The sequence below is a fragment of the Pseudomonas wadenswilerensis genome (genome assembly GCF_900497695.1).
Taxonomy (GTDB): domain Bacteria; phylum Pseudomonadota; class Gammaproteobacteria; order Pseudomonadales; family Pseudomonadaceae; genus Aquipseudomonas; species Aquipseudomonas wadenswilerensis.
The window spans coordinates 348,902-361,127 of sequence record NZ_UIDD01000004.1; the positions used below are offsets into that span (position 1 = coordinate 348,902).

Here is a 12,226-nt window from a genome sequence, read left to right on the forward strand (position 1 = left end):
GGAAAAATAACTTTACGATTTTTAAGGGTATCGGCCTTGTTTCAATTTATTGCAGCAATGGCACCGGACCTGGTTTTGGCAGTCTTATTCAATGTCGATGAACGCTTGCCGATCGACGCCGACCAGCGCCGCTGGGATGGGCAGTTTCGCGGTCCAGGAGGCCGCCATGTATCGCCGACTTTTGCTGATTGTAGTGCTGGGTTTGCTGACAACCGCTTGTGTCCCCTACGGAGGTAACGGTTACTACCGCACTGAAATCTACACCGCCGACCGCTACGGTTATCCGGGTTACTATCGACCGTCCTACCCCTACAGCCGCGGCTATTACGTAGCGCCGCAACCGCGCTACTACGTGGCGCCACCCCCGCGTTATTACGCGCCGCCACCGCACTACTATCGTCCGGCGCCCCACGGCTACTACCGTGAAACGCCGCATAACTACTACAAGCCTTACCCGGGCCGCGGCCATGACCGCTATCGTCAGGGCTCGTCACGTCACGATCGCAACCGTGACGGCTGGCCGGATCGCAACTGGCGCCGCTGAGGCGCCATTCAGGCGAGGTCCGCCAAGGGGTGACGACCTTCCCAAGCCTTGCTGAAATGCGCCTGGACCACCGCCGTTGGCACCTGGGCAATGTCCGCCCAGTGCCAACGCGGTTTCTGGTCCTTGTCGATCAGCCGTGCGCGTACCCCTTCGCTGAACTCCGGATGCTGGCAACAATTGAGGCTCATGGTGTATTCCATCTGGAACACCTGCGCCAGTGACAGGTGGCGGGCGCGCTGGATCTGCTGCCAGACCAGATGAGCGGTCAGCGGGCTGCCTTCGAGCATGGTTTGTGCGGCCTTGGCCAGCAGTGGATCAGCGTGGTTGCGCAACTGGGCGATGGCGCGCCAGGCGCACACCGGGTCGGCGACATCGAGCAGGGCGTCGATCTGTTGGCGCCTGGGCAGCCACTGGGCTTCGGGGCGTTCCGTCTGGGCGCCATGCTGCTGGGCCTTGAGCAGGCTGTTGAGCTGCAGGGCGGTTTGCTCTTGCCAGTTCAACTGCAGCAGGTCATCGAGCAGTTCTTCCTGCTGGCTTTCGCCGAGCAGACGGTCCGCCAGGCCCAGGTCGAGGGCATCGGTGGCATTGATCGGCGCGCCGGTCAGGCCGAGGAACAAGCCCAGCTTGCCGGGCAGTCGCGACAAAAACCAGCTGCCGCCGACATCCGGGTACAGGCCGATGCTGATTTCCGGCATGGCCAGGCGGCTGCTTGGGGTTACCACGCGCACATTGGCGCCCTGCAACAGGCCCATGCCGCCGCCCAGCACATGGCCATGGCCCCAGCAGATCAGCGGTTTGGGGTAGGTATGCAGGCGGTAGTCGAAGCGGTACTCGGCGGCAAAGAACTGCGCCGCCAGGGGCGGCACCCGGCCGGGATGGTCACGGCAGGCCTGGGCCAGGCTGCGCACCTCGCCACCGGCGCAAAAAGCCTTGGCGCCTTCGCCGCGCAGCAGCACGCAGACGATGTCCGGGTCATCGGCCCAGGCCTTGAGCTGTTCGTCGAGCACCTCGATCATCGGCAGCGACAAGGCATTGAGGGTTTGTGGCGCATTGAGTGTGGCGACGCCGATGCGCGCGCCGTCGACGCCGGTGAGTTCTTCGCACTGTACTGCAGCCATGGGCGACCTCTCGAGTGATCCGCACAAGTATGGCCGCTGCTGGCGATTTCGGCGGTCGCCGGTCGGATCGATTGACAAGCGCGGGCAGCTTTCCTAGTGTCGCGCCATTGTTTTACGGACCCGACCATGACTGACGACGACCGCATCAAACTTGAACCGAGCTGGAAAGAGGCCCTGCGCGCCGAATTCGACCAGCCCTACATGCACCAGCTGCGCGAATTCCTGCGTGAGGAACACGCCGCCGGCAAAGAGATCTACCCGCCGGGCCCGCTGATTTTCAACGCCCTCAACTCCACCCCGCTGGACCAGGTCAAGGTGGTGATCCTCGGCCAGGACCCGTACCACGGCCCGGGCCAGGCCCATGGCCTGTGCTTCTCGGTGCAACCGGGGGTGGCGCCGCCGCCGTCGCTGGTGAACATCTACAAAGAGTTGCAGCGTGACCTGAACATCGAGATCCCCAAGCACGGCTGCCTGCAGTCCTGGGCCGAGCAGGGCGTGTTGCTGCTCAACACCACCATGACCGTCGAGCGGGCCAATGCCGCGTCCCACGCCAACAGGGGCTGGCAGTTCTTCACCGACCGCATCATCGAAGTGGTCAGCGAACACCAGCCCAACAGCGTGTTCCTGCTCTGGGGCGCCCATGCCCAGAGCAAGCAGAAGTTGATCGATGCCACCAAGCACCTGGTGCTCAAGTCGGTGCATCCGTCGCCGCTGTCGGCTTACCGGGGCTTTCTCGGTTGCGGGCATTTCAGCCAGGCCAACCGCTTCCTCGAGCAGCGCGGGTTGAGCCCGATCGACTGGCGTTTGCCGCCGGTTTGAGGCTGGGTACCTAGCATTTTTGTCAGTTTCGGCCGATTTGAAATAGGCATCTAATACTTCCAGGTTTTCCACGGCAGTCAGCTACAGGCTGGCTGCCACGGTCCTCTTCGCTGGAAGGAACTGTCGCAATGGGCTCGGATGATTCTGGTACTGCTGATGATCCGGTAAAACCCCGGGAGCGTTACGCCGCACCGGTCGTTCCGGCCGCCATGGAACTGACGGACGATGACGTACTGGGGCATTTGGTGCGCAAGGAAGACCAGTTACGTCCACTGGAGATCAGGATCGAGGAGATCTGGGCGGACTACGATACTGCGCCTCCGGACTTTGACACCAAGGTCGAGTTTCTCTGGCGAGGGGATGTGGTTGAAACATTCACCTTCCCGCAACCGGTCATCCCGGCTGATGTTATTCCAGTGGTCTGCACGATGCCGTCGGACTACATGGCGGCACCGGGCCCTGCGCGGGTCGAATACCGCGTTACGGTAACGGTGAACCCGTCCCTTTCGCACGCAACGCACTTGTTTATCGACAAGCAGGCGCCAAATGGCGACGAGGAAGGTAGGCCCCTGCAATTTGATCAGGAAGTCCTGATCAGCGGCGTCACCGAGGATTACCTCAGCCGGCACGACTCAGTCGATGCCCGGGTCGAGCCTTGGCCAGATATCAGGGTGGGCGACCTGCTGATGTATTACTGGGAAAAGTTGCCCGCCATTGAAACGGATGAGCAATCCCTCGAACTGCCCTACGCTGGTGAGTTGCGCATTACCGATGTTAACGCTCCGATCATTGTGCAATACGATGCGATGCTGGTCCGTGAGAGCGGTTCAGGCCCACATGAAGCCTACTATCGCCTGGAAGATCGAACCGGTAACCGCGGGCCAAAGTCCGAGGTCCAGCGGCTTGAGGTGGTGCTGGATGAGTTGCCGGGAGCCTTGCCTGATCCTCGGGTGCCCAGGTTCGATGCTGATGGGCTGATCGACCTGGAAGACGCCCAGACAGGCGTCGAAGTTCATATTGACGCCATCACCGACGCACAGGCAGGCGATCAGGTTCAGGCCTACTGGCGTGGGCTGCCGCTTCGCTTGATAACCCTGTCAGACGATCAGCAATGGCCTTTGAGGGCCCCGGTCAGTTGGGCAATCCTCGCGGCAGGAGGCTTTGCTGCACCTTTTGTTGATCGGGTGCACTACACCTGGCGACGCGGCGGGGCTTTGCTCACTTCCGCGACCTTATGGGTAGACGTCGACCTGACGGTGGCCGGTCCGCCTCCCGGTCCGGATCCGGTCAACCCCTTGTTGCTACCGGCTGTAGTCAAGGGCATGACCGCCGACGATGTACTGACAGGCGCCGATGCCGGGCAGGACGCACGCGTCGAGATCCGTCTGTACGACAACCCGCAAGCCGGTCAGGTGCTGGAATTGTTCTGGGGGAGCCATCCGCAGGCGGTAGATCGCTACGAGGTGAAGGCTGAGGATGTCGGCGGGCAATTGATTGTGCTGAGCGTTCCTTGGACGATTATCCATGGGGTCGGCAATTCACCGGCACTCCCCATGCAGTACACCACCTTCAACGGGGTTAACCGGCAAAGGTCGCCCGTAACACCCGTGCGTGTCGAGGTGCGTGTCATCGAAGGCCTGGCGCCGGCCACTTTCCCAGACGCCGATCGAAACCAGTGGATCAATTGCAGCAACCAGCCGTGGCTGGGCGTGCGGGTAGAAATTCCCAAAGACCCACAGTTCCAGGTAGATGACAAAATTACCCTGCACTGGGAAGGCGACTACGGCCAGATAGGTAATAACCCTATTCCCGGGACCCAGGCAAGTTTCGAACATGTGCTGACGCGTGAGGATCTTGAGTCCGAGCAGGGTTACATCTTTACCGTGCTGCCCTACGACCCGTTGATCAAGTTGGCAGCACGGGAGGACGGGCGTGGCGGCGGGAATGTCCGTTACCGACTTGATAAGGCTGACGGAAGCGGTGCGGGCAACTCTGGATTAGCGCGCGCGCGACTCTCGGTCCTCGATCTGAGCACGGGTTTGTACTGTGATCCGGAAACTTGAACAGTGTCGTGCATGAGGTTTTGCTCCGCACGGTGAAGTGCTGAGCATCCGTACTTAGGGTGACGTTCTGCTTTGAACAATGTTTGGCTTTGTTACCACTTGGCTGTTGAACGGCAGGGTGGCGGCTGGGCCGACGGTGTGGTGCTGATGGTGTTCCAAATCTATTTATATTTCAGGAGATACCAAGATGACCAAGTTTGAAAAGACAACCGGCGTGCTGGTCGCAACAGCCAAGACGCGAGCGCCGCAGCCTAGACGTTTTCGGAATTTGTTCAATCCGCCTGTTCCCACTAACACAGAGCAAAATATTGAAGGGGGACAGATTAATTTGCTGCGTACACCGAAAATCCCCGAAGGGCTCAAGGTGGAAATTCCGGCTTTCACTACAGTCGGGCCACCCAGCACGATCGATACGGTGACCGTTTACATTAACGAGAGGCCCGTTCACAGTTTTGAGTTGCCGGTGCCCCATGTGGTCTCGTTTCCCATTCCCGTGACGCTACAGGACCCGGTGCTTGAGTCTCACGGTGAGAAAATCGTCTACTTTGATGTAGTCAACTCCATAAATCCCAATGATGGGGTTTCGCAAAATCTTACGGTAACAGTAGACAGGCTAGATCCGAATCTTGGCGCTTTTCCAGCGGCAATCATTCTTCCGGCGGATCTGCCGGAGGCCACGGTGACGCCTGAGTATCTGGAAGCGCACGACAATCAGTTAGTGTTGCAGATTCCAGACTACCTTGATCCGCAAGTGGGTGACTATTGGGCAATCCTCTTTGGCGATGAGCAGTCCCAACCCAATAAGGGCGGGCTGGTCAGTGAAAGGCCCATCAATGTAGTGCTGACAACAGAAGAGTTGCTCCTTGCTGGGCCGGGTACCAAGCAGGTGACCTATATACTGGAAGACCGGGCCGGCAATCCGAGCAAGCTGGCACACCGTCAGCAAGTATTCGTAATCCTCGAGCCAACGCCAATCGACCTGCTACCACCCAGGGTGGATGCAGCGCCCATTGATATTGTCGAGGCACGTGAAGGCGTGCTGATCGAGGTGGATGAATATACCAATGCCCTGGCGGGCGATGAAGTACGTGTGTACTGGAATGATATTTATGTGAATCGAGCCATCCTGCCACCAACGCCTAACTGGCCTTTGCCGTTTACTGCATCGTGGGCGACTATTTCCAACGGGGTCGAGGGGACCGCGCATACGGCCAAAGTGCGCTATGAAGTCATCCGCAGCAAAACCTACCTTTCTCCTGTCCTGGACGTGGAAGTTGACCTGGAGTTGATTGGGCCGCCTAACCCGGGCGAGCCCGACCCGGTCAATCCGGAGCTGGATGTTCCGCTCCTGACCTCGTCGACGGGTGAACTGAATCTTCTGCGCCCAGAGGATGCAGGCCAGCCTGCCGACGTCAGTTTTGCCCTTTATGATCCTGCGCAAACGGGGGAGGTTATTCGGCTTTACTATGGCCCGGAAAACCTGTTGGTGGCCACATACACAGTGCTGAGTACAGACAATCCCGGTGACTCGATCCCGTTGCAAATCAGCTGGGACGATATTGTCACGGTCGGCAATGGAACGGACATCCCGCTGTTCTATAAGATCTTTGCCAATGCGACCACTACCAACTTCCAGGCGTCGGGCAGTCAATTGGTGGATGTCAGTGCCATTCCATTGGCGGAGGTCAACGAGCCCGAGTTGAATTTGCTTGGTAACCAAGTGGGTATCAGTTGTTCCGATTCTCCATGGCGAGGTGTTAATGCCAGGATTCTTGATGCTCAAAATCTTCAAGTGGGCGACACCGTTACTTTGCACTGGCTGGGCCTGGAAGGTTTTACCGGTTCGGTGCCTGTCGAAGAAACGCGTTCATCTTTTCCACGGGATGTGCTCACTCAAAACGAAGTTGACACTGGGGTAAATCTCATGATTCCGTGGGCTCCCTGCATGGAGCCGCTGCGCAGCGGTTTTGTCGAGCTGTATTGGATTCAGGAACGTGGTGGCCAGGCAATTGGCCGTTCTCCAGTGAAGTCTTACTATTACTTTGGCGAACAGGGGACCGGGCTTTGCCCTGGAAGGCCATAAGCTGAGTGTTTGATAATGAATGAATCCGAGCAATGCTCGGCTTCATTTTTTCTATATGGGCGCGACACTGCCTGTTGATTGCGCCTACTTCTTATGAGGAATATTCCTACATAAGATTCTGTCAGAAGTTTCTATTCTGCGCTCCGAACAAACGGGGCTTGAACTAGTTGGCTCTGTTTAATCCGGAACTGAATAGTATCAATGCTGCGGAGTAGATTTTCATGACCAAGCCAAGCATCTTCAAACCCTCGGCGCTTTCTTGCGCCTTGCAGGCAGCCTTTGTCGCCCCCTTGGTGATGGTATCGGCTCAGGCCCTGGCTATCACCAAGGTTGTCGAAAGCAACCAGACTTTTACGGCTACCTCGGGGACGCCGTCCTACAACTATCGCGTAATGGAAAATGCCACCCTGAATGTCCAGGGTTCCCGTACCGAGCACATTCAAGTGCGCAAGGGCCAGTTGAACATCGACGGTGGCACGGTCACTGCCGGGGGCTCAAACAATGCTGTTGCCCTGGTCAGTGGTACCGCCCGCATCGCCAACGCTCGTATCGACAGCGCTCAAGGCAGCGGCCTGACGATTGGCCGATTACTGGATGGTTCGGCAACCGGTTCTGAGGTCCAGGTCCAGAGCAGCGAAATCACCGGTGGCCGATTCGGTGCAACGCTCAGCGCCTATAGCAGCCTGTCGCTCAAGGACTCGAGCCTGAGCGGCGCTACGGCTGATGGTCTGCTGATGATCGGCGGCCAGGCGCAGGCGTACAACAGCGTGATAGAAGGCGCCGAGAGCGGCGTGCGCTTGTCCCATGAATACTATGGCTCTGAAGCCAACGACCAGGCCCCGACGTTGCTCCTGGACAATAGCAAAGTGATCGGGGGGACTGGAGCGGCCCTGGTGGTGGACTCTGCAACCACCGCCCGTATCGACGTACTCAATGGTTCGAGCCTGGAAGGCGCCAACGGCAACTTGCTTGAGCTCAAGAACGCCGGCTCGGCGGATATGCAGGTCAGCCGCAGCACCCTGGCCGGTAACATCCTGGTCGGTGAAGGCAGCACTGCAAATCTGGACTTGAGCAACGCCAGCCTGGAAGGTGATGTGATCGTCGCCGCGGGCGGCGCGGCGCAACTGAGCCTGAACGATCAATCGCTGTTCAAGGGGCGCCTGGAAAACGTCGACGCATTGGCGCTCAATGGCGACAGCACCTGGGCGCTGATTGGCGACAGCCAGGTTGAGCAGTTGAGCCTGCAGGGCGGTCATGTGCAATTCGGCGAGCCAGGCCAGTTTTATCGCCTGGACCTGGGCGAGTTGTCTGGCAACGGTACCTTTCATATGTCGGCGGACTTCGCCACTGGCGAAGCTGACCTGCTCAATGTCAGCGGTCAGGCCGATGGTCAGCATACCCTCGCCATCAGTGCCAGTGGTCATGACCCGGCCGCCGTTGAGCGGATCACCGTGGTCACTACCGGTGGCGGCGATGCCGAGTTCAGCCTGTTGAACGGTCCTGTAGACCTGGGTGCGTTTTCCTACGGTCTGACCAAGGAAGGCAACGACTGGCACCTGGACACCGAGAAAAAGGTCATCAGCCCCGGTACCCGTTCGGTGCTGGCGCTGTTCAACACCGCCCCGACCATCTGGTACGGCGAGCTGTCGTCGCTGCGCACCCGCATGGGCGAGCTGCGCTACAACGAAGGTAAAAGCGGCGCCTGGGGCCGTGCCTATGGCAGCAAGTACAACGTTGCCGAGTCGTCTGGCACCGCCTACAAGCAGACCCAGCAAGGCTTCACCCTGGGTGCCGACGCGCAGTTGGGCGACAGCCAGTGGCTGGTCGGCGTACTGGCCGGTCATAGCAAGTCGGATCTGGACCTGAGCCGCGGTACCAGCGGTACGGTCGACAGCTACTACGCCGGTGCCTACACCACCTGGCTGGATCAGGACAGCGGTTACTACTTCGACGCCGTGGCCAAGGTCAACCGCTTCGACAACAAGTCCAAGGTAGCCATGAGCGACGGTAGCCAGGCCAAGGGCAACTACAAGACCAACGGTGTGGGTGCATCGGCTGAGTTTGGCCGTCACATCAAGCTCGATGACGGCTACTTCGTTGAACCCTTCGCCCAGGTGTCGGCGGTGAGCATCCAGGGCGCGTCCTATGACCTGGACAGCGGCCTGAAGGCAGAAGGCGACCGGACCACCTCGGTGCTGGGTAAGGCCGGTGCCACGGTGGGTCGCAACTTTGATCTGGGTGAGGGCCGCTTTGCCCAGCCATACCTGCGCGCTGCGGCGGTGCATGAGTTCGCCAAGAACAACCAGGTCAAGGTCAACGACAACGTGTTCAACAACGACCTGTCAGGCTCGCGTGCCGAGGTCGGTGCCGGTATCGCCGTGTCGCTGTCCGAGCGCCTGCAGCTGCATGCCGATATCGACTACAGCAACGGCGACAAGATCGAGAAGCCGTTCGGTGCCAACGTCGGCGTGCGCTTCACCTGGTAAGCGCGCAATGAAACAGAGGAAGCCCTGGCTTCCTCTTTTTTTGCTTCAGTCGCAGCGTTTGTCCCAATGCCTGAACAATGGCTCGGCCAGAAACAGCACGAACAGCAAGCGCATCACCTGCAGCGCCGTGACCAGTGGCACCGACAGTTGCAGGGTTTCGGCGGTCAGGCTCATTTCGGCGATGCCACCGGGCATCATGCCCAGGGTCAGCGAGCGCAGGTCGAGGTTGGTCATGACGCTGAGCACGCACGCGGCGAGGCCGGCGATCAGCATGGTCAAGGCCGTGGCAATCAAGGTGCGCCCGAGAAACGACGGCGCCCGGCGAAAGAACGCGCGGTTGAAGTGGCAGCCCAGGCCGCTGCCGATCAGCCATTGGCCGATCTGGCTGGCGCCATCGGGCAGGGCAACCTGCAGGTTGGCACTGACACTGGCCACCGCCGCCACCAGCAACGGCCCGAACAGCCAGGGATTGGGTTGCTTGAGGCGTTGCCAGCCCAGGGCCAGCAACACGCCCAGTGGGCAGATCAACAACAGCCAGCCCCAGTTGACGCTGCCGGTATGGGTCAGCGGCACGCCATTGCCGAGCAGGAACTTGAACAGCGCCGGCACGCACAGCACCACCGCCAGCACCCGCAGGCTTTGCGCCGCCGCCACCTGGCTGAGTACCGCGCCATTACGGGCACCGAGGTTGACCATCTCCCCGGAGCCACCGGGCATGCTGGAAAAGAACGCCGTGGCGCGGTCTTCCCCGGTGCGCCTGAGCAACCACACCCCGACCACACTGGAGACACTGGTGATCAGTGCCCCGCAGAAAATCAAACCGAAGTTGCTCGCCACCTGCTCGACCACCGCCGGGGTGAAGTGCAGGCCGATACCGATGCCGATGATCCACTGCCCGCATTTGCGCCCACCGGGGATCTCGCTCAATTGCCAGGGCGTCAGGCAACGCACCAGGATGATCGCCAGCAACGAGCCGACCATCCATGGCAGTGGCCAGCCGACCAGGCTGGCGAGGTAACCGCCAGCCAAGCCGACCAGGCCGGTGGCCCAGTACAGTTTCAGTCGCCCATCAGACATCGGCCAGGGCACGGCGCTGGAGGCTGCGCTTGCGCCAGATGCGCAGCAGCGGCAGGAGCATCATGGCGATGGTCAGGGCCCAGACGCTGATGCTGATCGGGCTCGACCAGAGGATATCCAGAGCGCCGTTGGAGATCGACAGCGCGCGGCGCAGGTTCTGCTCCATCAGCCCGCCGAGGATGAACCCGAGGAGGATCGGCGACAGTGGGAAGTCCAGCTTGCGCAGGATGTAGCCGAAGATGCCGATGCCGATCATCAGGAACAGGTCGAAGGTGGTGGCATGCACCGCGTACACACCGATCGCGGTGATGATCGCGATCACCGGCACCAGCGCCCAGTTCGGCACGGCAAGGATGCGGGTGAAGATGCGGATCATCGGGATGTTGAGGATCACCAGCATGATGTTGGCGATGAACAACGAGGCGATCAGGCCCCAGACGATGTCCGGTTGCTGGGCGAACAGCATCGGGCCCGGCGTGATGTTGTACAGGGTCAGGGCGCCGATCATCACCGCCGTGGTGCCCGAGCCGGGTACGCCAAGGGTCAGCATCGGCACCAGGGCGCCGCAGCAGGAAGCACCGATGGCGGTTTCCGGCGCCGCCAGGCCGCGCTTGTCACCTTTGCCGAAAGTGCCGCTGGCACCGGCGATGCGTTTCTCGGTCATGTAGGCCACGGCACTGGCCAGGGTCGCGCCGGCGCCGGGTAGCACGCCCATGATGAAACCGAGCAGGCCGCAGCGAATGTTCACCACGAACACTGACGCCGCTTCCTTGAAGTTGAACAGCATGCGCCCGGTGGCCTTGACTGCTTCGTGGCCATGATGGGTTTTTTCCAGCAGCAGGAGGATCTCGCTGATGGAGAACAGGCCGAGCACCAGCACCACGAACTGAATGCCGTCGGCCAGGTGCACGCTGTCGCCGGTAAAACGGTAGACGCCGCTGTTGGCATCGATGCCGACACTGGAGAGGAACAGGCCGATCAGTGCAGCAATGAACGTCTTCAGTGGCCGGTCACCGGCCATGCCGCCGAGACAGACAATGGCAAACACCATCAGTACGAAGTATTCCGCCGGTCCGAAGGCGATCGCCCATTTCGCCAGCAGCGGCGCGAACAGCACCATGCCGCAGGTCGCGATAAAGGCGCCGATGAACGAGCTCCAGGCCGACAGCGACAGCGCCACCCCGGCCAAGCCCTGGCGGGCCATGGGGTAGCCGTCGAGGGTGGTCATGACCGTCGAGGCTTCACCGGGGATGTTGAGCAGGATCGAGCTGATCCGCCCGCCGTATTCGCAGCCCAGGTACACCGCCGCCAACAGGATCAGCGCCGACTCCGGCGGCAGGCCCAGGGCAAAGGCAATCGGGATCAACAGCGCTACGCCGTTGATCGGGCCCAGGCCCGGCAGCAGGCCGACTACGGTGCCGATCAGCGTGCCGGCAAGGGCGGTAACCAGGTTGTAAGGGCTCAGGGCGACGCCGAAGCCCTGGCCGAGATAGCCAAGCGTATCCATGTCAGTTCTCCAGAACGTCGAGCAGGCCGAGGGGCAGGGGCACATCCATCACGCGGTCGAACAGCCAGTACAGGGCGATGCTCATCAGGCCGATGATCACCACGCTGGGCAGCCAGCGCCCGCCATACAGGCGCGCCATCGGCACGCCGATGAGGATGCTGCTGACAATGAAGCCCAGCGGCTCGAAGGTGGCGGCGAAGACCAGTAGCAAGGCGACGCAGAGGCCGATCTTGTTCAGGGTTTCGCGGTCCAGTTGCGGTTCGTCGTCCTTGTGCACGATGGGCGTGGGGCGAAAGGCCAGGTACAGCAAGCCTGCGGCCATCAGGCCCAGCATCAGCAAGGGGTAGGCGCGAGGGCCGACCGGTTCGTAGGAAAAGGCTGCCTGGTAGGGCCAGGCCATTACGGCCAGGGCGGTGCACACCGCCAGCAAAAACAGGGCGAACAGGCGTTGCAGGATCATTGCGGAATCCTCTTTTCGCGGGGCAAGTGGGAGCGGGCTTGCCCCGCGATGCGTTCGAAAAGGGAGAGG

At 60.6% G+C, this 12,226-nt stretch carries 9 protein-coding genes; 5 read left to right on the forward strand and 4 right to left on the reverse strand.

Going from position 1 to position 12,226, the window contains the following annotated elements; genetic code table 11:
- Positions 1 to 166 precede the first annotated feature (166 nt).
- On the forward strand, positions 167 to 544 hold the full coding sequence (locus CCOS864_RS06410; RefSeq protein WP_115085549.1) for a hypothetical protein: 378 nt from the start codon (positions 167 to 169) through the stop codon (positions 542 to 544).
- Positions 545 to 552: 8 nt separating this feature from the next.
- On the opposite strand, the gene CCOS864_RS06415 is transcribed toward CCOS864_RS06410, so the two are convergent.
- Positions 553 to 1,662, reverse strand: coding sequence for an enoyl-CoA hydratase/isomerase family protein (locus tag CCOS864_RS06415; protein WP_115085550.1), 1,110 nt, complete (start codon positions 1,660 to 1,662; stop codon positions 553 to 555).
- Positions 1,663 to 1,788: 126 nt separating this feature from the next.
- Here CCOS864_RS06415 and ung point away from each other — a divergent pair, with 126 nt between their 5' ends.
- The 4 genes from ung (at position 1,789) to CCOS864_RS06435 (ending at position 9,113) form a co-directional block, all read left to right on the forward strand.
- On the forward strand, positions 1,789 to 2,481 hold the full coding sequence (gene ung / locus CCOS864_RS06420) for a uracil-DNA glycosylase (RefSeq protein WP_115085551.1): 693 nt from the start codon (positions 1,789 to 1,791) through the stop codon (positions 2,479 to 2,481).
- Positions 2,482 to 2,609: 128 nt separating this feature from the next.
- Positions 2,610 to 4,544 (forward strand): hypothetical protein, encoded by a 1,935-nt coding sequence (locus CCOS864_RS06425; RefSeq protein WP_115085552.1) that lies wholly within the window; start codon positions 2,610 to 2,612, stop codon positions 4,542 to 4,544.
- 187 nt (positions 4,545 to 4,731) lie between these two features.
- Positions 4,732 to 6,627: a hypothetical protein gene (locus CCOS864_RS06430; protein WP_115085553.1), complete on the forward strand. Its 1,896-nt coding sequence runs from the start codon at positions 4,732 to 4,734 to the stop codon at positions 6,625 to 6,627.
- Positions 6,628 to 6,848: 221 nt separating this feature from the next.
- The gene (locus CCOS864_RS06435; protein WP_115085554.1) at positions 6,849 to 9,113 is read left to right on the forward strand and encodes an autotransporter outer membrane beta-barrel domain-containing protein; all 2,265 of its coding nucleotides are present in this window, start codon (positions 6,849 to 6,851) and stop codon (positions 9,111 to 9,113) included.
- Positions 9,114 to 9,158: 45 nt separating this feature from the next.
- Here CCOS864_RS06435 and CCOS864_RS06440 read toward each other — a convergent pair whose 3' ends face one another.
- Genes CCOS864_RS06440 through CCOS864_RS06450 form a run of 3 tightly spaced genes read right to left on the reverse strand, consistent with a single transcriptional unit; the run spans position 9,159 to position 12,157 of the window.
- A complete protein-coding gene (locus CCOS864_RS06440) occupies positions 9,159 to 10,190 on the reverse strand; it encodes an AbrB family transcriptional regulator (protein ID WP_115085555.1) in 1,032 nt (343 codons plus the stop codon).
- The gene (locus CCOS864_RS06445) at positions 10,183 to 11,697 is read right to left on the reverse strand and encodes a tripartite tricarboxylate transporter permease (protein ID WP_115085556.1); all 1,515 of its coding nucleotides are present in this window, start codon (positions 11,695 to 11,697) and stop codon (positions 10,183 to 10,185) included. Before CCOS864_RS06445 ends, CCOS864_RS06440 begins: the two co-directional genes overlap by 8 nt.
- Before the next feature lies 1 nt (position 11,698).
- The gene (locus CCOS864_RS06450) at positions 11,699 to 12,157 is read right to left on the reverse strand and encodes a tripartite tricarboxylate transporter TctB family protein (RefSeq protein ID WP_115085557.1); all 459 of its coding nucleotides are present in this window, start codon (positions 12,155 to 12,157) and stop codon (positions 11,699 to 11,701) included.
- Between the last annotated feature and the right edge of the window lie 69 nt (positions 12,158 to 12,226).